The following is a 26,630-nucleotide window of genomic DNA, read 5'->3' on the forward strand; positions in this document are numbered from 1 at the left end:
GAGCCGCGAATCACCCCATAGATATGATCGCCATCGTTCTCGGCAGCTGACAGGGGTTTGAGCAACAGCATGCCGACACCTTCGCTGCGAACATAGCCATTGGCTTGCTCTGAAAAGGGTTTGCATCGACCGTCCACAGCCAGGGCTCCGGCCTTGTTCATGCTGATGTGCACGTCCGGCGTCACCAGCGTGTTTACGCCGCCCACCACGGCCATCTCGCAGTGACCGTTTTGAATCGCCGTCACGCCATGGTGCACGGCCACCAGGGAAGACGAACAGGCGGTTTCGATCGGTTCGCTAGGACCATGTAAGTTGAGGTAATGGCTGATGCGGTTGGGGCCAACCGACGGCAGGTTACCAATGGCGGTATGGCCTTCGATCGGCATTCCTGTCTTTTCGACCAGGGTGTGGTAACCACTGCTGGCGGTGCCGACAAAGATACCAGTAGCACTGCCCGACAGAGATTCAGCGGCATAGCCAGCATCCTCGAACACTTTCCAGACGTGGGTCATCAACAGCCGCTGTTGAGGGTCCATCAACTCCGCTTCCCCCCGAGAAATGCCAAAAAAGAGCGGGTCAAACTCGTCTACGCCAGCAATAAAGCCGCCCCATTTGATATTGGTTTTGTTGTCCTCATGATCCGGATCGCCGTACCAGGCAGCCCAATCCCATCTTGATTTGGGAATTTCTGTGATGCAGTCCTGGCCTGTGTTTAAGTTATGCCAGAAGGCCTCTAGATCGGGGGCCATGGGAAAGCTGCCCGATATACCGATAATGGCGATGGGCTCAGCCGGAGCAACAAAATCCTGTCTGACCGTAGCAGAGCACTGCGGTTGAGCCTGAGCCCCATTGGCCTGAGCCCCATTGGCCTGAGTATTGTTGGCCTGAGTACTGTTGACCTGAGTATTGTTGACCTGATCGCCGTTAGAACGGCTTTGGATTAAGCTGGCCAGGGCATGCCGATAGTCAGAGGCGATATAGTCGGCAATGCGGGCAATGGTCAGGCGCTCAAAAAAGACTGCTGGCGTCAGATCGAGTCCCAGACGAGTATTCAAACGAACCGCCAGTTCGATCAACAGGGTGGAATCGAACCCATAAACATTTAGGTGAGCCGATGGATCGAGATCTCCGGTGGGGATTTTGAGCAAATCGGAAACGATCTGGGTCAAAATCGTTTCCACCTGTGGGCGGATCTGACTCGCCTCCGGGTTGGGCGCACCGCTGGTCCGGTCGAGACCTTGCCCATCAACCCGTTCAGCCATCTGAAGGCTGGTTCTCATCGCGTCTGGATCACCACACATCACCAATAGACGCGGTTGTTCCGCTGCCAATGCCTGGGATAGCGCCTGTAGTCCCCAAGGGGTGGGCATCGGCGTTAATCCATAACGCTGCTTGAAGGCGGCCTGGACCGCCCCATGGGTTTGAATACCGCCATCTTTCCACAGAGGCCAACCGATGGCCACCGTTCGGCCCTTCCTCTGGCCCTTGATCACAAGTTGGGAGCGGTACTCGGCAAAGACATCCTGAAAGGCATTGGCGGTGGCGTAGTCCACCTGCCCCGGATTACCCAGCACCGCCGCATTGGAAGAGCACAGGAGAAAAATATCCAGGTCAAGGTGACGTGAGGCCTGATCCAGATAAAAGGTGCCTGTCAGCTTCGGGGCCAACACCGCTGCAAAGTCCTCGACTTTCTTTTCGCGAATGATCTGGTCACGGGTTATACCGGCACAATGGAGGATGCCATCAAGGCCTCCATAGGCATGCTGAACGGATTGAATCAGGTGGTCGGCGTCGGCGCGGTCGGCGATATTGGCTTGCCTGTACTCGACCTGGGCACCGAGCGATCGCACCCGTTCAATCACCGCAAGTTTGTCACCGTCCAGCGGCGAACGCCCCACCAGGATCAAAGTGGCACTGCGGGTGTTACGGGCAATTTCCTCCGCAAAAATGGTCCCCAAACCACCGCCACCGCCCACAATCAAGTAAACGCCGTTCTGCCTCCAATCAAAGGATTTTTCAGTGGAGGCTGGTACGGTTTCCTGCCAGGATCTGATGTAGCGATCATGACCGTGATAACGAATATGTAGATCGTCAGGATGGCAGGCACAGTCATTCACCATGGCAACCGTCTCCAAGGACAACGCCTGCCCATCCAGTTCGATCAGCTGCGGTACCAGCCATCGATATTCCGCCCGCGCCGTCTTCAACATGCCGATCAGGCCACCATACAGACAGATCCCCTCATGATGGGGAACCACCACTTGCAACAGCAGTTTCCCAGGCGAATTCAAGCCTTGGATGAGTTTTTGGATGAGTTCAAAGACCTGGAGAGCGGCATGGCCTAGCTGTGCTTCCAGGGTCCCCTGATCTGAGGGAAGACCTGAGGAAGGGATGTGATGGACCATCACCCCTTCCAAACGAGCGGCAAACTCTCTGTCAAGGCTCTGGTCGAAACCACAAAACAAAACATGACGTTCATGAAACGATGGCGGTTCTGATGATCCATGGTCCGCAACGGGATGCGCAGTCCAACCGGGTTCGAAGATCAAAAGTGAAGACAACGATGAGGGTGGCGATGCAGCTAGCGGTGGCGGCAGATTTACCGATTTTGACCCGGCATCGGACGAGAGCAGACGGGCCTTATGCATCCAATATCGTTGTCGGGCGAATGGATAGGTGGGCAAGGACACCCGGCGCGGCTGACCCTGGTCATAGAACAGGTGCCAGTCAACATCCAGCCCCCTCACCCAAAGGCTCAGAATATGGGAGAACTTGCGCTTTCTGGCCCAGGCCCTGAGCATCTCAGCGGCATCCCCGTCAGTATTGAGGCACCCGAGGACCTCCTGGCCGTGCTTGGCATGGCCACGCGCCCGTTCGTTGGTTTCACCAGCCAGATAAGAGCGCAGTGCTTGCATGAGTTCATCAAGGGATGACACCACCCAGCCAACCCGCTCATCCATGGCCTGCCGACCGGTTTGCAGGGTGTAAGCAATACTCAGCAGATCGGGGACACCGTTGTCCGGGCAGTCCAGTTGCTGTTCTAAATAAGTCAGTAGATTTTGGCCAGACACCTGCAACTGTTCCTCAGTGCGGGCGGAAAGAACGACCATGGCAGGCGACTCCAGCCGCTCTTGACTGACACCAAGGTCTCCGGTCAGGGCTCCATATTCCTCAATTACCAGATGGGCATTGGTGCCACTAAACCCAAAGGAATTGATCGCCGCACAGCGCGTTTGCCCTGGGGGCGCAACCCATGCTTGCCCAGCACTGTTCACATAAAACGGTGAACCCTCCAGATCAATTTGGTCATTGAGGGTTTCAAAATGAAGGGTGGGCGGAATATGTCGATGCCGGATCGCCTGCAGAATTTTAATCACTCCCGCCACTCCCGCCGCCATCAGGGAATGGCCGATATTGCTCTTAACCGCCCCCAGGGCACAATACCCACGCCTGTCTGTGTACTGCCGAAACGACTGCTTTAACCCTTCTACCTCAATGGGATCACCCAGTTTGGTGCCAGTACCGTGGGCCTCCACATATTGAATGGTGGCCGGATCAATGTTGAACCGATCGTAAACCTGTCGCTGTAGCCGGGTTTGGGAATCTCCATTGGGGGCAGTAATGCCGTTAGTACGACCATCCTGATTCACGCCCCAGCCGCGAATCACCCCCAGGATCCGGTCACCGTCCCGTTCTGCGTCCTCCAGCCGCTTCATTAACAAAACGCCTACGCCTTCCCCAGGCACAAAACCATTGGCGCGCTGGTCAAAGGTGTGGCAGCGCCCGTTGGCGGACAGCATGCCAGCATTGCCCGTCATCAGATGCATGGCCGGTCCCGCCAGCACGGTCACCCCGCCCGCCAGGGTCATGTCACTGTTACCAGCCACCAAACTATCGCAGGCCATGGCCATGGCCACCAGGGAGGAGGAGCAAGCCGTATCTAAAGCCAGGCAGGGTCCATGCAGATTCAACGTGTAGGCAATGCGGGCGGGCAAAATAGACGCGGCTCCCCCCATTAAGGCCTGGGCATTTAACCCGTCTGCCTCCAGGGACAGGCCGTAATCCCCGGCACCACACCCCGCAAACACGCCACACTTTTTGCCGGACAAGGAGGATGGGTCGTACCCTGCATCCTCAATACAGGCCCAACTGGCTTCTAGAAATAGCCGTTGTTGCGGGTCCATGAGCTCCGCTTCACGGGGAGAAATGTTGAAAAACAACGGATCAAACTTATCAACATCCTCCAATACCCCCATCCACTTATGGGGGGTTTGGTTCGGAGCATGGCCGCGACTGTCATAAAAGTCTGCTGGGGACCACCGTTCCTGAGGAATTTCGGTAACACAGTCTATGCCCTGGGCGATGTTCTGCCAAAAGGCATTGAGGTCAGGGGCCTTGGGGAATTGCCCAGCCATGCCGATGATGGCGATGCCTGCGACTGGCTGAGGAGGTACTACAGGGGTTTTGGGCGGTGGTTTGGGCAGGGGGGCAGGGGCCTGAGCTGTGCCTAGAGCTTCGGACAGCAGCGGCGATGGAGCCTGCGGCGTCTCAGTAGGTGGGGCCTGGGTGATCCGGGCCATAAATTCCGCAAACTGGCGCAGGGTGGGGTGACTGTAGATCTGGACCGCCGTTATTTTGACCCCATAGCGCTGGTTGATCTTGCGCACCCAGGTAACACCGCTAATGGAATCCAGCCCCATATCCACAAATGGTGTTTCAGGGTTTACGCGCTCGGGCTTGATCAACAGCTCTTCAGCCAGGGTGATCTGCAGCGTTTTGAGGATGGCCTTCACGGCGTCTGCATCTGCCGTAGCAACCGGCAGCGGTGGACTAGCTGCTGGCGGCGGTGCCTTGGCGGGTGCGGGTGCTTCACCGTCCTGGTCAAGGACCGTCGTCCTGGCCAGGACCAGATCGGCAAATTTATTCAGCGTAAAGTGGTTATACACCTCGGCTGCCATCAGGCTAAGACCGTAATGTTGATTGACCCGGCGGACCCAGGTCACCCCGGTGATGGAATCCAGACCCAGATCGACAAATGCGGCATGGCTATCCACCCGTTCAGACTTGAGTTGCAATTCATCGGCAAGGCTACGGCGCAGAAACTCGAGGACCTGGTCACGGCGATGGTGGGTAGATGCCGCTGATGACACCGCTGTTTTCTCTGCGCTGGGTGCCACCGCCATGCCCGAGTTGTAGTATTTGCGAATCCGCTCCTGCACTTCTTGATTGCCGACAAAGGTTTTGTCGTGCATGGCCAATTCCTGGGCATAGTTCGGCTCCAGCAGGGTGCGCAGCAGACGGGACCGTTCGGCCTTGCGCCTGACTAGCTCATGTCGGGATTGTCGCGCCAGTTCACCGGCTCGTCGTAGGGCCTGCCCAAGCACCTGAGCCCGTGGCAGGACATCCATGTCAATGCCCCGAGACCGCAGCTCGTGGCCCTTATATTCCCTAGCCGTGAACAGAATCTCCCGACCTAAATCCCAGCCAAACCGGTCCGGAAAAATCAACGTGGCCCCTGCTCCTGGCGTGAATCCGTACTGCATGTAGGGGCTGAAATAAAGGCTCTCTTCGCTGAAGATTGTCTGATCGCAAAACATGCCCAGCGCCCACCCAGGACCGATGCCATGGCCCTGCATGGCCGCAATCACCGGAATCTTACACTCCAGGGGAAGACTAAAAATTTTGTCGTCGGTGAACCGGGCGGTCCCCCCCTGGATCGATAACAGGGTTTCTTGGGTGCCACCGCAGGCAAAGTAGCTGTCGTATCCGGTTAACACCAGCACCTTGTAACGCGGATTGTCGCGTACCAGGGCAAAGACTTCATTGATACCGGCGATAAAGGCTTTGGAAAACGTATTGCGGCTATTGCGATCGCACAAAGTCACCAACAGGACGCCCCCTCCATAGGCCTCGGCACGGACAACGTCAGATTGCAACAACAGTGGTGCCGATCTGCCCAGATCCTCCAGCAGAATTGAATTTGCCCCAGCAATTCCGCCAACGGCTGCCTGGGGCACCGCCGCCCGAGAGATTAACATTTGAGCCAGATGCCGTCTCAATTGCACCAAAGCTTCCTTAGGTGCCTGGGCCAGTTCCGATGCCAGGCTGGCGGCATGGGCGTTGACGCGATCTGCCGAAACCACTGGCAACAGCAGGCCCATCGCTTTTAATTGGATGCCCGTGAACGAGCGCTGGTCGCTCCAGAGCCCATCCCCTTTGGGGCCAAATCGCTCCTGCAAGAAAGCCTGCTCTCGCTGAGACAGTCGCCACTCCCCAGGGGGTTGAAACTGAAATTCAGCCCCCTCTGCGCACACCATAAAATCGCACAGGCTCACCAATAGACAACCGGCTCCGCGACAACGACCTTTAACAGCGGCAATGATTGGCAGCTCGAACTCCGTAAGCAGCTGGAATAAATCTGGTCCCCTCCGGTCCTTCGGCCCAGCGAACCCCGAGTCTGCCGACAGAATTACGACCCTGGCATCGGTCTGGGAAGCAACCATTTCGAGACTTTGGGCCAAGCTGGCCCACGATGGCGTCGCATCACCCACCACGATGCGATAGACGCCATCGCCGTCCTGGTGCCATGGGAAGAACCCACGGGAAGGGACCTCAGCAGATGAGGAGAGCTGCGCCTCTCGCGGTTGTGCAAAGCTCTCCAACGGCGTCAGTCGATGCTGACCCATGGTGGTCGCAGCGGGTTGAAAACGAGATGTGGTCGGTAGCTCCAGCGAAATCCCATGGGATGGCACCTGGCCATGGTTTAAAGAAGACTTTTCAGAGGTCTGTTCTTGCCCCTGGTGAGACGTTTCAGGCAGCCAGTAACGATCCTTTTCAAACGGATACCCCGGCAGCCCATGGAGCCGCCGCCGCCCTGCTACATGTAAAGCACTCCAGTCTATAACGGACCCACCCACCCAGGCTGCAGCAATTTCATCAAATTGTTGTCTGCCAAACCATTCCCGAATCGTTGTCTCACCTGGTGTTTGGTCTGAATGTTGTCCCCCTTGCATCACCCCAAGAAAACAGCCCGGAGTCGCCGGATTGCGCAAAAAGTCTGCTATGCGCTGCCGTAATTCCCCATGATCGTCAGCCACAATGGCCAGTCGATGGGCCATCGATTCCCGACCAGTTTGTAGGGTAAAGGCCAAATCTTGAAACTGATCGGGGTTGAGAGTCTGGCCATCAGATAAATAATCTCGCCAGGACTCCATCAAAGTTTGCAACCGTTCAGCACTTTTTGCCGAGAACACAAAGAGCGCCGCCGCCTCAACCGACGACGGTTGAGGCGGCACTGACAGTTCTGCCACCGGACCCTCCACAACCATATGCACATTGGTCCCGCTGAACCCAAACGAACTCAGCACACCGATACGACGACCTTGAACATTGGGTTCCCAGTCCCGTAATTGGGTATTTACAAAGAAGGGGCTTTGGTCGAAAGCAATGTGCTGGTTCGGCTTCGAAAAGTTGATACTGGGTGGAATCTGACCATGGTGAATGGACAGCAGCAGCTTAATTAACCCGCAGACACCAGAGGCATGGACACAGTGACCGATGTTGCTTTTCACTGAACCAATGGCACAGCGCTGGTGTTGATCGGTGAACTGCCGAAAGGCATCGGTTAATGCTTTGATCTCCACCGGATCCCCCAGTTTGGTGCCAGTGCCGTGGGCTTCCACATAGCCAATGTCCGCAGGGTCAATCCCTAGCTTCCGATACACCGTTTGGATCAATTGGGTCTGAGACAAACTGCTGGGGGCTGTAATGCCGTTGGTGCGACCGTCCTGGTTCATGCCCGAACCCTTAACCACACCATAGACATGGTCGCCATCCCGAATGGCATCCGCCAGCCGTTTCAACACCACTACCCCAGCCGACTCGCCAGGGACAAAACCATCGGCCCCATCATCAAAAACCTTACATTTCCCATCCACGGAAAGCATCCCGGCCTTGCTGCACAGAATGTGAAAGTCAGGCATCACATGGATAGAAACACCGCCTGCCAACGCTAGCGACACGTCGCCTTTACGCAAACTGTCACAGGCTAAGTGAACAGCGGTGAGCGATGAGGATGACGCCGTGTCCACGGTCAAAGCCGGCCCCTTGAGATTCATAAAATAGGCGATTCGCGCCGCCAGAATAGAGGCGTCATTGCCCATAAAAGCAGACGCATCCAGAGGTAATCCTGCCTTTCTCAGGTAGGCCTGATAATCACCCGCATCGGCACCGACAAAGACGCCCCAATTGCTGCTGCCCTCAAGACTCCGAACCGCATATCCGGCATCCTCTAGAGCATGCCAGCTTTCCTCTAGAAACACCCGCTGCTGGGGGTCCATTTGCCGCGCTTCGCGGCCCGAAATGCCAAAAAATGTGGCATCGAAGCAGTCAATCTCTTCTAGAAAACCGCCGTACCTGCCGTAGGTCTTATCAGGCTTGGTCGGATCTGGATCGTAGTAGTCATTAATATCCCAGCGAGTGGTGGGAACCTCGGTGATACAAGTTTCACCGTTACGCAGCATCTGCCAGAAAGCACGAACGTCTCGCCCCCCCGGGAAGCGTCCGGCCATGCCAATGACGGCAATTGACTGGGTGTCCTGTTCGGTATCCGCTGAACTCTCTCTTTGGTGACCTCCAGAATCCATCGATGCCCCCGAAGGGGAAACAGTTAGGGGCTTAGTGGGCTCAGCCTTGGCTGACTCAGCCGCTCGCAAACGTTCAACCACCTCGGGGTAATCGTGATAAATGTAGGCGCTCAAATCCCTGACACAGACATAGTCGAACAGCGTCGTAGGAGGCAGCACAATCTCAAAGGTTTGATTGAGCGTCACCACCAGCTTGATGTTGGCCATGGAGTCAACGCCGTATTCGGAAAATGGCTTGACGCGGTCAATGGCGACGGCTGGTGAGTCTAAACAACTCCTCACGCTCGCTGTCACCATGTCCTCAATGCGCTGCAAAGCTGCATCGGTATCGCCGCCGCCGGGTTTAATGTTGGGGATAATGGGGTTGGGAGTAACGGGCAAACTCTCATCAGGTTCAAGGAAGCCGCCATGCTCCGCCAGACGCTGCATAAAGGCCGCAGGTGATGCCCCCGTGGCAGGCATCACCGCCGTGACGGATGCCTCCATATCGTCCGGGACCTGCTCGGGCGGGACAAACTGCAAACGAGACAATTCGGAGGCAGAAAACGAGAAGACTTCAACATTGTTCTCTGAGCGCCGCAGGGGATTGCCCAGTTCTTGCAAAAACTGTTCAGCAGGGTGATTCTTGGGCGTTCGGATAAAGGCCACTTCCACAGTCCCAAGGTCCCGTTTTTCTGCCTCCCTACCCAGGGCTGCCATCATGGCATATTCCACGCCCCTGCCTAGCACACGACAGCTCAATAGAAAGGCATCGATTTTAAGACAATCTGCGATCGAACGAAAAACCATCAGGCCACACAGGCCATAGTCACCAAACCGATCCGCAACCTTAACGGCCAAACTCCCCACCGTGCTTTCTTCACTCAGCTGGCGGAGTTCTGTGGCGGAGTAGTGACGCTTGGCAAAATTGAACTGATTGGTTCTCTGGGTCAACTGTGCCATGCGGGCCAAGTCGTCAGGGCACGGCTCCGTTATGCGAATGTCCAGTTCAAGACTCTCAATGAATTCCGCGAAACTGGACACCTGCCGACGAAAGTCTTCGCGCCTTGCCTGTTGTTTGTAAAGTTCTGTCCTATGGCCGTCTTCTATGGTTTTGCGGGCATGATCAAAGGCCCAGACGTGATTAAGAAATGAAGGAATGTCCTTTTCAGCAGCGGGGCATTGCAGCGTCAACACCTGGGGACAATGGGCTCGCACCTCAGCACATTCGATCGGACTGTCATCGAGAAAAACAAAGCTCTCCAGACCCAGACCCAGGGACTCGGACAGACTCTTCAGGTTGTCGGATTTGGGTTGCCAGTTGATGCGACAGGCAACAAAATCATCCCATTTCAGGCGCATATCGTCCCGTGTTTCAAAAACACGGCGGACATCCGCCAAATCATTCTTACTGACCAGGCACAGCAGCATACCCTGCTGCTTTTGGGCCAGCATAAACGTTTGTAATATTTGAAAATCGTTGTTAACAACAATATCTGAGGCACCCGTTTCACCGACGATTCCCGACCAGAGAGTGTTGTCACAATCGAGGGCAATTACCTTGTACGGTTCGCGCTGTCTACAATGAAGACGACGGACTATGTTCGAGGCCAGTCCAGTGAAGAACCGAGGGGTGTAGGGAATGTGCCCCATAGCATCGCGCACAGGATCGTGGTAATCTCCCCAGTCATAAACCGACGCCTGGTCAGTCATCGATATCACATCAATCCCATCCTCGTGGGACAATGTCTCCCGTAGCCAGGCCTCCGTTGTTTGCAGAAACTCGTTGGATAGCGTTGCTAAGGCCTTGACTGACGGCGGACATACCACTACCAGATGGGGCAACGACCGGCTGGCAGCAGCTCGCTTGAGCAGAGACACCCAATCTTCGAGATTTCTCTGGATGCCTATTTCTAGCGCCGATCGTCTGGCGGACATGGCTGACCGGGTACGTTTTCCATAGATATTACAGAGCAGGGACCCTTTCAACAGATCTTCTTCGACAGTTGAAATCTCGAAACCTTTTTCACGCAAGAGAGCCGTAACCCGCTGTGACAATTTCCAGTTCTCTTGGTCGTGAACCTCAACTACAATCTGCCGGATCTTTGGCCAATCATCAGGTGCAATGCTGCTGAGAATATCCCATTCACATTTTTCAGCATCGATCTTCAGCAGGCCAATTTCCTCGATCTGATATTCTGTGATCAGACTCGACAGCGATCGCAACTGACATTGATACGTCTCTTTCTGAAGCCTGGCATCGACCATACCGTCGAGGTGCTCTCCCAGGGTCTCTATGTCCGTCGCCTCGAACCGTTGGGAATACTCATTGATAATTGCCTGACGCAGAGCATGGCCATCTTCTTGATCGTCGGCGTGAAATCCTGAAAACACCGATGATTTTGGATAAAACACAAACGGCGCTTCTCGATCGTCATCCGCAACGCCAACAGGCAGAGCTGTGGCCCCAGGTGCATGCAGGAATAAATTTTGTTCGAGAATTTGGAAACAGATAGGCGAAGGTTCACAGGCAAAAATACGAGCACCCTTACAATGTTGGGCAACAAACATCGAAAACATACCGATGTTGGCACCAATATCGAAAACCACATCACCTTCCTCCAGAACAATCCCGTTCTTCAGATAGGTTTGTTCAACAAAGATCTCGTGGTATAGATACCGAGTTTCGTATGGATTCAGATTGGCAATCGTCATCCCATTGGGGAGTTGATAGCATTCATCACCAGTTGGCAATGAATTGTTATCTTCAGAGTCAATAGAGACACCAGCCTCTGAAACACTGGCTTGAAAGTCTTCAAGTCGAATTACTAGAAAATTGGCACCGGAACGATTTTGGGAGAGCAAACTGCGGGGATTCAGAAACTCTTGATAAATCTGGTTGTACGGAGCAAACTCCACCCGTGTATCCCAGTCTAATTGTCGACTCAGATCCATCAGCGGCGCTTCGAGCGGTTCTGCCGTGAAGGTGGATGCTACAGCCCAAAGGCGAGATGCGATCGCCATCTCACCATTTTGCTCATTATCACTTTGATGGTGGCTGCCCCCTGCCTTACCAGTTTCCTTAGGGGAAAATGCCCGGATACAAAGATCTTGCATTTCACCTAAAAGTTTGCCACCCTCACTAACTAACTGGACGTCAAAGGAAAAATGACTGTCGTTATGGCCTTCTGTTTTAAGCGTTGCCAGACAAAAACACTGGTTGCCAGGAGCCTCGTGAACCAATATTTCTCCGAGGGAAAATGGGACACACACCGCTACAGTGGGATGTATCTGACGCACCAAAAGCAGGACGCACTGAATCGCCGCATCCAGAAGACCGGGAAAACAATCAGGGTGACCCACTACAGCTGTGGGACGCACCAGATGACCCACAGCAGCACATTCACTAAAATAAAAGGATTCAATGCAGCGAAACGGTTCTCCATAGGCAATGCCATTGTCTTCAAACGTTTGGTAAACGGCGCTTGCGTCCAACTGGTTGAGGAGTTCACCCACTAGAGCCTCCACGTCAATCGTCTCAGACCTCTGGATTTCAATCGACTCCCTAACACCTAGAGAACCTGAGGCATGGATAATTAATTGTTGCTCTCCACCAGACAAGATGCGATAGTCAAACCCCTGCGGAGTCCTATCAAGCTCAAGTTCAACGGCAAGCGCACGTTGATAGACACTCAAAGGAGCAAGCCAAAACGCATTACTAACCTTCCATGGAAACACCCCTAATTGACTGGGATCTAAAACATGGGACATCGACTCAAAGATCATATCGAAATAACCCACCGCCGGTAAAATTGGACGGGTTAACACGACATGATTCATCAGCAAAGGATGGTCGGATTTTAGAACAGCTATTTTTTTATCCCGCATAAATACTCCGGGGATTTTCCTAGGTTCTCACCAGCAAATAACACCTATATAGGCAATAGCGACTCGACAATCTCCTGGAACCAGCAATCTCTTGTCTAATATTTTCAACAGACTAAATTCAGTGTAGCAAGCTACAGTCCATGAAACAGATTTTATATAGAAATAAAATGAATTAACAGACAGCAACTCTTCAGGAAAACCGTTACATTAAACACAAGTTGGAACATATTAATTCATGATGTAATGAAGGAGAGTTTGCAAGGTATCTCCCGGTCCAATTTCTTTAAACGTTGGGTTGGGTTGCCTGAGTAAATATTGCATTGATTCAACCCAACGAACAGGCGAAGTGACTTGTTTGGCCAAGAGTTCAGCAATTCCTCCGTTCGGATAGGGTGATGCTTCCACGTTGGAGATCACCGGTATGTTAGGTCGGTTGAATTGAAAGCTTTTCAGGAATGCTTCAAACTGCCTGCGGGCTGATTCCATAAAGCGTGAATGGAAGGCACCGCTAACTGGCAGGGGCAAAAACAACTTGGCTCCTGCCTCCTCAAATGAAGATTGGATATCATTAATAACCGACATAGACCCTGAAATGACGGTTTGTTTTGGTGAATTCAGATTAGCGATGCTCACGTCAGGGCTGCCATAGAGCAGCATCACATCGCGTATCTGGTCTCTGGTCAGCCCAATAATTGCGGCCATTCCACCTCCCGTGGCCTGGGCCATTAGTTCGCCTCGTTTTTGGACCAGCCTGAGGCCTGAAACAAAGTCAAAAGCCCCGGAAGCAAAGAGCGCATTGTACTCTCCAAGACTGTGGCCAGCCACAAAATCAGGAACTCGCCCAGTCTCTTGTTTAATGCTCAGGTAGGTCATCGCATTAACTGTGTAAAGTGCAGGCTGGGTATATTCAGTTTGGTTGAGCTTGTTGTCAGGATTATCAAGACACAGGGTTTTGATGGAATAACCGAGCGTTTCATCCGCAGCTCTTGTAATATCTGGAAATTTCTCAAACAGCCCGTCACCCATTCCTGGCACTTGAGTTCCCTGGCCAGGAAAAACATAAATCAAACTATTAGCGTTCATGTTCGTCGTCAAACTCCCTGATGATGCCGATAACACTTATCGACATGGACCACAAATATGTAACGAACCACAAATAATTACAGGAACAAGCTGGATTATAGCGTGATTATCCAAGCTCGCAATAATTATAGATGTTCTTTTTTTGCTTTGAACACTCCGGAGAAACCAGTGTATTCACGAGTATCTTGAAATCAGTATATTTACGAATGTATTTCTTTTTAGTCTTTGAATGATCCGAAGAAATCAGTATATTTACGAGTTATCAGCAATCAACAATGTCAGTAGTTTCCCTTATAGGGCAGACTCCAATCGCTCCAGATTTACCTGGGCCTGTTGAAAGGGTGTCAGGATCGGGGAGATTTTAGAGTGGGAGTCGGGCGTCAGAAGGTACTTCAAAAACGTTGCCAAAGTGCCCGATGGCCCCAGATCCACAAAATGATAATCGCCATCTGCTTCAAGTCGCCGGATAGTCTTTTCAAAAAATACCGGGCGTCTCAGTATATTCCACAAGAAATCCTCAGGTAAGATATCCAGGATTTCTGTATAAGCAAGAGATACCAGTGGAATTGTCAGGGATTGAGGATATTTTCGATGACCTTGAGCCTTGTAGTACATTTCAATTGCATCCATGGCAGGCGAGTGAAACGCGACGGTAACCGGTAGGCGTTGGTGTGTGATTGCACTCGCCCGGAGGTGGGCCTGAACACGATCTATGGGCTGCTTGAGTCCAGACAGGACAAAATGGTTGCGAAAATTATGAGCTGAGATCGTCATGTCCTGATAAACAGGGGAAGAATCCACGATATCTGGCGATGCCATAACGGCGAGCATGCCCCCCGGTGGTGTACATCGTTTCAACAGGTCCGCCTGCTCGACAACTGATTCCAAGGCAGCCGCAAATGGCAAGACACCCAATACAGAGAGTGCCACCCATTCACCCAGGCTATAACCCAGCACCAGATCCGGTTTCATTCCTTGACGTAAGAGGGTTTGGGCCAAACTATATTGGATACATAGGAGTGCTGGATGGGTGTGGTGGAGATTATCGAACGGTGCAGATTTAGATACATTAGCCCTGGGGTAGATGATCTCCAAAATCGAAAACCCCAGGAGACGTTCACAGTGAGCATCACAAGCCTGCATCATGTCTCGGAATACAGGATTTGCTTTGTAGAGATCATGCCCCATATCGAAATATTGGGAGCCTTGCCCTGAAAACATCCAAATAACCTTACTCATGGTACGTTAATACTCTCAAAACTCTAGGTATCAAGGTTTTTTGAAAAATTTGATCAGTCCTAACATATAATCCGAGACCTTTTGAGCCCCTTTCGGTTAGACCTTGTTCTTAGACCTTGTTCACAACTCTTACACTTTTCTCGAAGTTTATCGACTAACATTGATTGTAAATTAAGGTGAACTACGTCCAAGTTGAACCCCGTAGGTTCTTCTCGGTTAAAACAACCGTTCTGGGCGTGGGCAAGGTTTATTTAGCGTTTGCACACACTTCTACCTATGGCGCTCAGAACAAAGTCAGAAATATTCGATGTAGTTACAGGCAACTTACGGGAAATTCTTCCAGAGTTAGACTCTGTGGAAATTGATCCACAACAAAGTATGAAAGACCTGGGGGCAAATTCCATTGACCGGGCTGATGTCGTCGTCCAATCGATGGAGACGTTGGAAGTCAAATTTCCTTTGAACGAACTCGCAGGGGTAAAGAGTATCCAAGGATTAGTGGATTTTCTGCACAGCAGGATGCACACAGAGTAGATTCAGGTGTTAAGAGACGTTGTCGTCACAGGTATCGGCATCATTACATCCATCGGTGGTGACAGGGATGCCTTTACTCGGGCCTTGCAAGCAGGTGTCTGCGGAATCACCGCAGATGTCGGCGACGGATTGGGCGTCGCCGGGCGGATATCTCCATTGGATTTTAAAGAGAGACTCGCGGCTCTCAAGTTGCCATCGTCACTTTACTCCCGTGCCCGAAGAGCCGGGCATCGAGTTCCGCTTGCTGCCCAACTGTCACTCCTAACCGCCCTTGAAGCGAGCATTCAGGCCTTTGGTCTGGCTGAAGATATGCCCCTGGAGTCAGCCAGTCTCATCGTTTCGGGAAACAATATTTCGCCAGGATACCAATACCAGATATGTGAGAAATTCTCGCAAACGTTGGACTTTATGCCTGCGAGTTACGCCCTGCACTTCCTGGATACAGACCATGTGGGCATTTTGAGCGAGGTCTTGGGAATTAAGGGGGAGGGCTGCACTGTGGGAGGGGCCTCAGCCAGTGGCAACATGGGAATTCTACAGGCCTGGCGGCAGATCAGATACGGTATTGCCAATATCTGTTTGGTCGTCGGGGCCATGACGGACCTTTCTCCCATGGAACTGCAAGCCTTCCGTAATGCAGGAGCCTTGGGAGGCAATCGATTTAAAACTAACCCCGAGCAAGCATGTCGCCCATTTGATCGAGATCGCGAGGGGTTTATCTACGGTCAGGGTAGTGCTTGTTTAATACTTGAATCCGCTGATTGCGCCAAAACTCGTGGGGCAGAGATCCTAGGCCACATAGCCGGTGCAGCGACCTGTCTAGATGCCCATCGCCTCAGTCATCCCAGCGTTGAAGGAGAAGCCCGAGCCATGGGATTGGCCCTTGAGCAAGCTAACACATCACCTGAAGCAGTGGACTACGTTAATACCCATGGGACAAGTTCTCTGATTGGGGATGAGACCGAGGCAAAAGCTCTGAAAGATGTGTTCGGAAAGCATATAAACAGCGTCGGAATTAATGCTACAAAGGGATTGACCGGCCATTGCCTTCATGCAGCGGGAGTTGTAGAAGCGGCGGCGACACTGGTGCAAATGAATCAACAGTTTCTGCACCCAAACTTAAACCTGAGGCATCCCATTGCTTCTAATTACGGGTTTGTAGGAACAACAACCCAGGCAGCCGATATCGAAGTGGGCATAAGCAACTCCTTTGGATTTGGGGGAATCAACACATCGCTTGTGATTCGACGTAGCCGCTAACGACCCTGCCCATTGATCCGTGGGCAGGCATGAGTTGAACAGCAACTTGCAAGAGTCTGTGGTAACATTCAACTCACGCAAATGGGCCTTCATTGTCTTTGTCTTTTTTCCCAAGGAGAATCCAATGGCAACCATAAATGCGTCAGGTTATAACAACGGGACCTATAGCTTTGAACAGCAGATATTTTGTATATCATGGGCCACTGTTCTCAGCTTTGGCTTCAGAGGTGGTGCCTCTGAGATTGCAAGTCAGACAAAAGCATTGCTGATCAACGTATTACAGGACGAAGAGATCCAAAAATTGATCGGGGTTTGGAACCTGGCCTGGGGGCCAGGAATTTTCAGCGCTCCGATTGTGTCAGAAAAAGCGGACAACACCATGTTTATTGTTGCTCCAGAAGCAGATCCTACTCAGGCAGTTGTTGCGATCGCTGGCACGAGTGGCTTAGTAGACTGGGTGTTTGAAAACTTTAACGTTAAAGAAACTGTGCCATGGCCCTATGGCCATTCATCGACGAATCCACAAATTTCCAAGGGCATCAACTTTGGGTTGGACAAGCTGACCGACATGGAAAGTTTTGACTCAACAACCAGCTTTTCTATCACGGCCCAGCAGTATTTGGCTAGTCAATCATTTACAAAGGTCATGGTGACCGGACACAGCCTTGGCGGAGCTTTGTCCCCCTGCTATGCCCTCTATTTGGATGAAACCCGTTCCCAATGGGACAGCATCGGCTCTGCAATCATCAGCTGTTTGCCCACGGCTGGCCAAACCCCAGGGGATATTAACTTTTCCCAATACTACGACAGTAAGCTGCTAGCGACGACCACTAAAATATGGAACTTGTTAGACATCGTTCCCCATGCCTTCAATACGGAGAGGTTAGGCGAAATTCCTGACCTATACGAACCGGATCTTTCTTCTACTGATGGCATAAAATCGCTAGTTTGCCAGCTTCAACAAGTTACAGAGAGCCTAAACTATCTAAATGTCGCTCCTGATGCGGAAGGATTTCCATCACAGGTCGTTGACCTTGCTGACTTTACAGATAAATACAAACCCATTGTTGAAGCCATTGAAGAAACCATCGAAACACTTAGACAGGCAGGGACTGCTTTCGGGGATAATGAATCCAATGGCAACGTTGAGGAGTTTATCAAGTTTATTATTCAGGCCTTAATCCAGCATACAGCCGTCTACACTAATAAATTTGATGTTGGAGATTTCCTCGACATCATGCTTCAATATCAAAAGAAAAAAATATCCCCTCAACGTTTGACTCTTTTATCTAAACCTGTAGAGGGTGACACCCGTTTAAGCAAGATTTTTAGTCAGCTATCAACTTAACGTGGAAAATTTAGTGGTTAATCCACAAGCCGATTCTTTTAGATCTTGGTCAACGGCCTCAGCCCAAAATTAACCAGTTGAAGGAGAACCCAATGGCAACCACAGATGCGTCGGCTTACAACAACGGAACCTATAGTTTTGAGCAACAGATATTTTCCCTATCGTGGTCCACTATTCTCAGCTTTAACTTCAAAGGTGAAGCCTCTGAAATTGCCAGCAAGACAAAAGAGTCGCTGGTAAATGTATTAGAGGACAAAGAGATCCAAAAGTTGATCGGTGTTTGGAACCTGGTCTGGGGACCAGGAATTTATGCCGATTCGTTTGTGGGGGAAGAAAAATCGCTCAACTCTATGTTTATTGTCGTTCCAGAAAGCGATCCTGGGCAAGCGGTTATTGCGATCGCTGGCACCAATGGCAGTTCCTTAATGGATTGGATCGTTGAAGACTTTAACGTCAAAGAAACCGTGCCCTGGCCCTATGGTCCTTCGTCTGGGAAGGCACAAATTTCCAAAGGTACCTATTTTGGGTTAGACAAACTAGTCAACCTTGAAAGTGTTGACCCCACAAGCAATACTTCGATCACAGCCCAGCAGTATTTATCTAACAGACCATTCAAAAATATTATGGTCACCGGACACAGCCTTGGCGGAGCTTTGTCCCCCTGCTATTCTCTTTATTTAGATGAAACCCGTTCCCAATGGGACCTATCGGAATCTACCATCATCAGCTGTTTGCCCACGGCTGGCCCCACCCCAGGGGATCTTAGCTTCTCTGAATATTACGACAATAGGCTATCGAAAACCACCCATCGGCAGTGGAACTTGATGGATGTCGTTCCCCATGCCTTCAATACGGAACTGTTAGCCCAAGTCCCCGACCTGTATGAACCGGATCTCTCTGCCAGTGTGGGCGTCAAGCTGTTGGTTCGTTGGATTCAACGAAATACCAAGAGCCTGGACTATCTCAATGTCGCTCCTGATGCGGAAGGATTTTCATCCAAATATTATCGCCTGTCTGACTTTATGAAGGATGATGACAAATACGATGAGCGATACAAAGCCATCGTTGAAGACATTAAGGAGGCCATCCAAACATTTGAGGAAGAACTAAAACCATTCGAGATTCCTAGCTTCCGTACTGGTAGTATCCTTTTATTTCTCGTTCAAGCCTTAATCCAGCATACGATCGGGTACATCGCCCATTTTGATATTGGCGATTTCTCCCAACGCCTGACACCGGCATCCAAACAGTCCTCAGCCCTTTTATCTAAACCTGAAGATGGGAGTGGCCGTTTAAGGAAGTCGCTTGCATTGTTAACGAAAAAACCAATTCTTCTCGATCTTGGTCAGCCCACCAGGCGCAAACTTGACGAATTGCAAGCAGGAGAAGGCCCACTTTGGGATGCGCTCCTGGCGAAAGTTGACCAAATGAATCAAGACAAGCCCAACCAGGGCGCTCAGCCCGTAATCTTTTTGGTTGAAGATCAGACGAGTACCCCCTCTAGTGATCATTGTTGGTCTGGTGGTAGCTCAGGGCGTTGATCGGTGGGTAGTCCAACTGATTTCTATGAAAAGTCCTCAAGATAATGGGATCACGGCCCAGCAATATTTAGCCAGCAGCTCATCCAAAAATAGCAAGGAGAACTCAATGGCAACCACAGATGCGTCAGCTTACAACAACGGAACCTATAGTTTCGAGCAACAGATATTTTCTCTATCGTGGTCCACTATTCTCAGCTTTGGCTTCAAAGGTGAAGCCTCTGAAATTGCTAGCCAGACAAAAGAGTTGCTGGTAAATGTATTAGAGGACAAAGAGATTCAAAAGTTGATCGGTATTTGGAACTTGGTCTGGGGACCGGGGGTGTATGCTGGTTCGCTTTTATCTGCTATTGTGCCAGACAAATCGCTCAACTCTATGTTTATTGTTGTTCCAGAAAGCGATCCTGAGCAGGCGGTGGTTGCGATCGCTGGCACCAATGGCAGTTCTTTGATGGACTGGATCATTGAAGACTTTAACGTCAAGGAAACCGTGCCATGGCCCTATGGTCCTTCGCAGACGGAGGCACAAATTTCCAAAGGCACCTACTTTGGGTTAGACAAACTAGTTAACCTTGAAAGTGTTGACCCAACAAGCAACACTTCAATCACGGCCCAACAATATTTATCTACCAGACCATTCAAAAATATTATGGTGACTGGACATAGCCTTGGCGGAGCCTTGTCACCCTGTTATTCTCTTTATTTAGATGAAACCCGTTCCCAATGGGATCTATCGGAATCTACAATCATCAGCTGTTTGCCCACGGCTGGCCCCACCCCTGGTGATCGTAACTTCTCCAAATATTACGATAGTAAGCTATCGAAAACGACCCATCGGCAATGGAATCTGATGGACATTGTTCCCCATGCTTTCAATACAGAGCTGTTAGCCCAAGTCCCCGACCTGTATGAACCAGATCTCTCTGCCAGTGTGGACATCAAGCTGTTGGTTCGCCAGATTCAACGAGATACCAAGAGCCTGAATTATCTCAATGTCGCTCCCCAGGCAGAGGACTTTCCATCCCAGTATTATCAGCCGGATGTCTTGATAAAGCATACTAAATCCAAAGTCGCTGAAGACATTTGGGAGTTCATCCAAATGTTGAATGCATCTGAGAAGACACTAGAACAAGACGGGGTTCCTACTTTAGATATTGGTAGTACCCTTAAATTTCTCATTCAGGCCTTAATCCAACATACGATCGGGTACATCGCCCATTTTAATATTGACGATTTCTCCAAACGACTGACGCCAGCATCCAAGCAATCCTCAGTGCTTGTATCTAAACCTGAAGATGGAAGTGGCCGTTTGAGGAAGTTGCTTGAGTTGTTAACGAAAAGACCAATTCTTCTCGATCTCGTTCAGCCCACCAGGCAGAAACTTGACGAATTGCAAGCAGGAGAAGGTCCACTTTGGGATGCGATCCTGACAAAAGTGGACCAGATAAATCAAGACAAGCCCAACCAGGGCGCTCAGCCCGTAATCTTTTTGGTTGAAGATCAGACGAAGCCCCCCTCTAGTGATCATTGTTGGTCTGGTGGTAGCTCAGGGCGTTAATCGGTGGCCCAACTGAGGTGATACCTGCAAGCGTTAGCCTTCCATACCTGCCTTTATACGGCTAGTGATAGTTTGAGAAATGAGTTTCTTTTCTCCCGCATGATCCAAGCATGGGCTCCGTGCCAGATCAAATGCCCACCTAAACGAATATTCGGAAGGTAAGCTTCAGAGATGCATCTGTATGCCCATTCTGCATGGGCGAATGGAACTATGGGATCTGCTCGATCGTGCAAAATTAAGGTGGGACAAGCAATGGTGTCTAATGCAACACTCTCATCGCCAACCATCATGGCTAAGTCATTCAGATAACCAGCTGGCTTGGCAGCACAATCGACTCCCATGGCTGACATTGCCGTTATAATTGTTAGGACATCAGGATCTTGCTGAATGTCGTAAAATCGGGTTCCACTTAAACTTTCGATGCATGACATTGGGTTTAATTGTACGTGTTGCCAATATTGTCTGTTGTGCCAGCTCAACAGTGGTTCGAAGATGCTGTGTCGAAACAGGCATAGCAACTGACCAAGGCCGTTGGGTAACCACATGCCGTTGTCCCATCGATGGGATTGGGCACATTGTAGAACCAGGGCAGCAGTGTAGTCTGGATAACGACAGGCGAACTGTGCCGCAGGCATACCACCACCAGATGTGCCGATAACCGCGACGCGATCGACGTTGAGATGATCCAACAGATGGGCCGCTAAGTCAGCGCAAAAAGTAGCTGAACCGCGACGCCCCAATGTTGTCCCATAGTAGCCCGGTCGATTTGGAGTAATTAAACGATAGCCAGCATCCAGCAATGATTGTTCAAATAGAGCCACAACACCGTTGCCACATCCGGTACCGTGGAAATAAAGGATCGGGGGGCCGGTGCCAATGTCACAATATTCAATGGTGCCGATTGCTGATTCAAATTGTTGTTGAGGAATCATGGTCATTACTCTTGCCAAATAACGCTTGAGGTCAGCGACAAATCCGCCTATATGGGAAAAAACAAATGACAACTACCGATACTTCAGGGTACAACAACGGAACCTATAGTTTCGAACAGCAGATATTTTGTATCTCGTGGTCAACTATCCTTAGCTTCAACTATACAGGAGAGGCAGCTGCGATAGCTAAACAAACAAAAGCCATGTTGACCAAGGTATTACAGGACGAAGAGATCCAAACGTTAATCGGGGTTTGGCATTTGGTCTGGGGACCGGGTGTGTCTGTCGGTTCGTGGGCTGGGCCAGGCAGAGCGGTCAATACGATGTTCATTATTGTGCCACAAACAGATCCCAGCCAGGCAGTTATTGCGATCGCAGGAACCAATGGTAAATCCTTAATGAACTGGGTTCTCCAAGACTTTAACGTCAGAGAAACCGTACCATGGCCCTATGGCAAAAAATCCAATGTGGCGTCTATTGCATGTTACCTTGGTCCTCATTGGTGTGGGCCCCAGAGGGAACCACGCATTTCTAAAGGAATCTCCCTGGGGTTAAAAAATCTGGTCTCCATTAAAAGTCCTCAAGATCATGGGACCACGGCCCAGCAATATCTAGCTAGCAGGCCATTCAAAAATATCATGGTCACCGGACATAGTTTAGGGGGTGCCTTGTCACCCTGCTACTCCCTCTATTTAGAGGATACTCGCTCCGAATGGGACACAGACGGCTCTACATCGATTAGCTGTTTACCGACAGCCGGCCAAACTCAAGGTGACACTAACTTCTCCAAATATTATGACAGCAAGCTGTTGGCTACAACCAATAGACAATGGAACTCGATGGATATGGTTCCCCATGCTTTCAACAGCGAAATGCTCGACAAAATTCCCAAACTATACAAACAGTGCGATTTGCAATCTACTCCGCTTGTAGATCTACTCGTTTTCTTACTTAAACAATCCACAAGGAAGAATAACTATCTAAACGTCGCTCCCAACACAAAAGGGTTTGAATCAACCTGTTACGATTATGATATTAATAATATGAGAAGTCAGTACCCAGCCACCTCTGACGAAATTGACCAAGTCGTCAATGAACTAAAGAAGGATCTAGACCTATCGGAGACCAATAAAAATCATACTAATACCATTAATTTTCTCACTGAAGCCTTAATACAGCACTCAATCGGTTATATCGAATATTTTGATATCGGAGATTTTGCCCAACGCATGGATGCAATCTCCCAGCGAACTGTGACTGTTATGTCCAGACCCACAGAGGCGGGTGTTCGCATCCAAACAGTCCTCGCGTCATTAAACACAACCCCCATCCTGATGATGGAGCTTGGTCAACGGTCTAAGGACAAAATCGACGATTTAAAGGAAGGTGAAGGTCCGCTTTTAGACGAGATCCTAGAAAGAGTTAGTCAGTGGAACGATGGCACACCGATGGAGAACTCTCAGCCCCTAATTTTCCTGATTGAAGAAGGATGGTAGTCCACAAAATATTGCACCACCCCCGACAGAGCCGGGGGAGATAATGCCTACTTTTGTGTTGATTTTAGTTGAAACATCAAAACCTGAAAATACTCAGAAGCCTTTCTAAAAAGGACTTCGAATCCGACGATGGCTCTGGCACCTGTCCTGTCCGAAGCATTTGTAATCCACGGTCTGTATATTGGATAGTACTTTCAAAACCAAAAGATTCACAATAGCCCACACCGTCAGGCAAATTTGGATCAGAACTATAATACGTGACCGGTAGCTCACTAAACATCGACCAATCATTGATATTGATTGCACCATCCCCCGCCCAGGCACTCGCAAATCCATCCAGCAACGGCTGCGAATTATCCCCCAGGATCAAGTACTTCCAAGTTGTGGGCATAATGGCACTGGGTCGATCCGGGCCAGGCTGACTGGCCACGGTCGGATTGACGTGAAAATCCCCCAACATGATGGACGACCCTTGGGGTGTACTCGCTGTGGGAAATGATGTCACCTTCCATTTTCCATCATCGATTGTTGCATAGACACCAAACGGTGGAACAAGGTTGATAGAAAAATTGTTGATATTCACACCCGCAAAGATGGCGGCATCTTTGTTGTCAAAATTAAACCACTGCCAGGCCCAGCCAACAAAGGGTCTCGGATCTTCAAGGTAAGGGATAGGATTAACGGCACCGTCCGCATTTTCAAGGCTAGTTGGCATGGCTTGATGCACTATGGTTCCGGTTCCAGCAGTAATCTGATAGCGCTTGCCTTCCACCATTAACGAACCCGAAATCTTCAATTGCGGCCAGTTGACCTGGAAGCCCGTCGGGCCAGCGGGTCCCTGCAAGAAAAATGCGGTCTCCGGTTGAAGTTCTTCAAGACAATCTACCATGAGGTCAAACGTTAAATTCTCTCCATCGTTGACCTGGGCCTGCAAAGGTAGAACATTCTCAGTGCCACTAAAAGAATCAGGGCCAACAGAAAAAATAAATGGCTCACCTGTCTTGCTGTACTCCAGTTTTCCACCGACAATCGGCCATTCTAAAAGACGACTACGACGGACTTTTTTTCCCTCCAGACTCTTCTCACATTCGAAGACCAGGTCTTCCCCAGCTCTAGAACTCTGTTCTGGGCCACCCTTTACTGAACTTTTCGCATAGGTACTTGCCAAAAACGGCATTTTCTTTTTCTTTTTCGGCGGAGCTAACACTGCAGTGGCCATCACCGACCCCACCAACGTATCCCCATCAGACCAACCCGCACTCTTTTGTGCGCTCAGACCGACCATGCGATTCTTTTGCATCCACATCGCTATGCCGATCTTTTGAGGGCGACCGTCGGGATCTGTCGTATCCAGATTGGCCGCTAAAATATAAAACTCCATGCCTCCAATGTCTGGGTGAATATGATGATCTGCCGGAAATTCCATCTGGTAACCAGATGGAATAGCTTGCATGTCGAAACATGACCCTCGCTGAAGGAAGGACGTAATGACGGATGCGATATCTGCCGGATAACTTGTCTTATCAAGATTCTCTGCTGCCTGCCTCATGACAGAAAAATGGGGAATCTTTAGCGGCATATCCGTGCACGGATTGGTGATGGTCGCGACCTGGTTACTAACCGAATCTAAGTAACCAGGGATTACCTCGTGCGGACGTTTCTTATTTAGACTCATAATAGGACTTTTCCTATGAAATTGATGAGTGCATGAGATTGAATAGGATAGGGCAGAACAGTTAATCCAAGTTTCGCTATACCAATACGATTGATTGCTATGTGGAAAAAGTTTTTTAGCTTAGATAAGTAAGAGAAAACGTGGTTAAACAGTTTAAATCTGCTCTACTTAAGCTTACCTTACTTAACTACTGAGCGCAAAGTTAATGTTGCATTTTTGTCGTTTTTTTAAGCTACCAATGAAGGTATTTTAGAGTTTTTCCCTGCCCTATTTTATCAGCCCATAATTTAGACAACAGTAGAGCAGGCATACTCTTAGATAAAACAACCCCTTGTTGTTTTTGGAAAGCCATCCGAACGATCCATTCGCTATCGCAATGTCAGTCTCGGGAGGTGAGTAATGACTCTGGGAACAGAGACGACATTGAAAAACGAGAAATTGACGACGACGCATTTATTGTTTAACCCCCATCTGGAGAGAGTCTAATATCCAACAGTTTTATCACTAGCCATCGTGAACTCACGCTTTATGAAATTTCCTTTGACAGTGCTTCAATCTGTGCAGGATTTTTCATCGGAAAAACGAGCTTTACGTATTGGCGATTACCTACCTGATACTCCACAGGAACCTCGCGAATTTTTCTTAGTTAAAAATCGTGGTTTTCGTCAAGTGATATTTTGTAATCGACTATGCTAATGTCCAACGTTCAGATGCCGATGTAATAATTTTAGACGTCGCGATCGCACTCCCTAACTACGCCATAATATAATCAGCCAGCCACCCCAAAAATTATGATTGCCGTACCCCCGCCCCAAAAAATGACCACCGCCGCCTACCTGGACTGGGAACCCCAGCAGGAACTGCGCTACGAATTTGTCAACGGCAGCGTCTATGCAATGGCCGGGGGCTCCTTACCCCACAACGACATCGCCATCAACCTGCTTACCAAACTACGACCCTATACTCGCGAACAAGGTTGCCGCATCAACATGGCCGATGCAAAAGTCAACATCACCCCACAGATTTATCGCTATCCAGATTTAGCCATCAGCTGCGACGAACGCGACAAAACCGCATTGGATGCCCTGCGGTACCCAAAACTTGTTATCGAGGTCCTGTCGCCCGGCACAGAAACCTTAGATCGCAGCGAAAAGTTCAGAGAATATCGCAGTTTGCCCAGTTTAGAAGAATATGTCCTGATCAGCTCCACCCAGATTGAGGTGGAAATTTATCGGCGAGGAGAAGGGCGACTATGGCTATATACCACATACCAGGCTGAGGATATCATCACCCTAGAGAGTGTTGGGTTTGAGTGTCCAATTGAGTTACTGTATGAGCAGGTAATTTTGGAAACTAACGCAGGGGAGGAAGAAGAAAGGGGGTAAGGGAGAAAATTGGTATCTTTTTAGCAAAGGAAACACAGCAATACATCCTTACCCCCGTAAGCAGTCCACC

At 50.3% G+C, this 26,630-nt stretch carries 12 protein-coding genes (1 of these 12 running past the window's edge); 7 read left to right on the plus strand and 5 right to left on the minus strand.

The features are described from left to right. The 3 genes from QGP82_RS06150 to QGP82_RS06160 all read right to left on the minus strand — a co-directional run. Positions 1–12,512, minus strand: the 5' portion of a protein-coding gene (locus QGP82_RS06150; protein ID WP_499057753.1) for an SDR family NAD(P)-dependent oxidoreductase. It extends 2,605 nt beyond the left edge of the window; only the first 12,512 of its 15,117 coding nucleotides appear in the window; it begins with the start codon at positions 12,510–12,512; its stop codon lies beyond the left edge, outside the window. A 228-nt stretch (positions 12,513–12,740) separates the two neighbouring features. Continuing rightward, on the minus strand, positions 12,741–13,595 hold the full coding sequence (gene fabD / locus QGP82_RS06155; protein WP_163666397.1) for an ACP S-malonyltransferase: 855 nt from the start codon (positions 13,593–13,595) through the stop codon (positions 12,741–12,743). A 291-nt stretch (positions 13,596–13,886) separates the two neighbouring features. Continuing rightward, positions 13,887–14,834: an acyltransferase domain-containing protein gene (locus QGP82_RS06160; protein WP_499057755.1), complete on the minus strand. Its 948-nt coding sequence runs from the start codon at positions 14,832–14,834 to the stop codon at positions 13,887–13,889. Positions 14,835–15,110: 276 nt separating this feature from the next. Here QGP82_RS06160 and QGP82_RS06165 point away from each other — a divergent pair, with 276 nt between their 5' ends. The 5 genes from QGP82_RS06165 (at position 15,111) to QGP82_RS06185 (ending at position 21,072) form a co-directional block, all read left to right on the plus strand. Next, on the plus strand, positions 15,111–15,368 hold the full coding sequence (locus tag QGP82_RS06165) for an acyl carrier protein (protein WP_006512953.1): 258 nt from the start codon (positions 15,111–15,113) through the stop codon (positions 15,366–15,368). 6 nt (positions 15,369–15,374) lie between these two features. Beyond that, the gene (locus QGP82_RS06170) at positions 15,375–16,628 is read left to right on the plus strand and encodes a beta-ketoacyl synthase N-terminal-like domain-containing protein (RefSeq protein WP_499057757.1); all 1,254 of its coding nucleotides are present in this window, start codon (positions 15,375–15,377) and stop codon (positions 16,626–16,628) included. Positions 16,629–16,752: 124 nt separating this feature from the next. Then, positions 16,753–17,976, plus strand: a complete 1,224-nt coding sequence (locus QGP82_RS06175) for a lipase family protein (protein WP_499057760.1) — start codon at positions 16,753–16,755, stop codon at positions 17,974–17,976. A gap of 92 nt (positions 17,977–18,068) precedes the next feature. After that, positions 18,069–19,517: a lipase family protein gene (locus tag QGP82_RS06180; protein ID WP_499057762.1), complete on the plus strand. Its 1,449-nt coding sequence runs from the start codon at positions 18,069–18,071 to the stop codon at positions 19,515–19,517. 25 nt (positions 19,518–19,542) lie between these two features. Then, the gene (locus QGP82_RS06185; RefSeq protein ID WP_499057764.1) at positions 19,543–21,072 is read left to right on the plus strand and encodes a lipase family protein; all 1,530 of its coding nucleotides are present in this window, start codon (positions 19,543–19,545) and stop codon (positions 21,070–21,072) included. 53 nt (positions 21,073–21,125) lie between these two features. On the opposite strand, the gene QGP82_RS06190 is transcribed toward QGP82_RS06185, so the two are convergent. Further along, positions 21,126–22,010 (minus strand): alpha/beta fold hydrolase, encoded by an 885-nt coding sequence (locus QGP82_RS06190; RefSeq protein WP_163666387.1) that lies wholly within the window; start codon positions 22,008–22,010, stop codon positions 21,126–21,128. 59 nt (positions 22,011–22,069) lie between these two features. Between QGP82_RS06190 and QGP82_RS06195 the strand changes: the two genes are divergently transcribed. Further along, a complete protein-coding gene (locus QGP82_RS06195) occupies positions 22,070–23,500 on the plus strand; it encodes a lipase family protein (protein WP_163666385.1) in 1,431 nt (476 codons plus the stop codon). A 76-nt stretch (positions 23,501–23,576) separates the two neighbouring features. Here the strand turns inward: QGP82_RS06195 and QGP82_RS06200 are convergent, their stop codons facing one another. Continuing rightward, positions 23,577–25,175 (minus strand): hypothetical protein, encoded by a 1,599-nt coding sequence (locus QGP82_RS06200; RefSeq protein ID WP_499057766.1) that lies wholly within the window; start codon positions 25,173–25,175, stop codon positions 23,577–23,579. A 791-nt stretch (positions 25,176–25,966) separates the two neighbouring features. Here QGP82_RS06200 and QGP82_RS06205 point away from each other — a divergent pair. Beyond that, positions 25,967–26,560 carry a Uma2 family endonuclease gene (locus tag QGP82_RS06205; RefSeq protein WP_163703186.1) on the plus strand — a complete coding sequence of 198 codons (594 nt, stop codon included), beginning with the start codon at positions 25,967–25,969 and terminating at the stop codon, positions 26,558–26,560. The last annotated feature ends 70 nt before the right edge of the window (positions 26,561–26,630 follow it).

The sequence above is a fragment of the Leptothoe sp. LEGE 181152 genome (genome assembly GCF_032906605.1).
Lineage (GTDB): Bacteria > Cyanobacteriota > Cyanobacteriia > Phormidesmidales > Phormidesmidaceae > Leptothoe > Leptothoe turfae.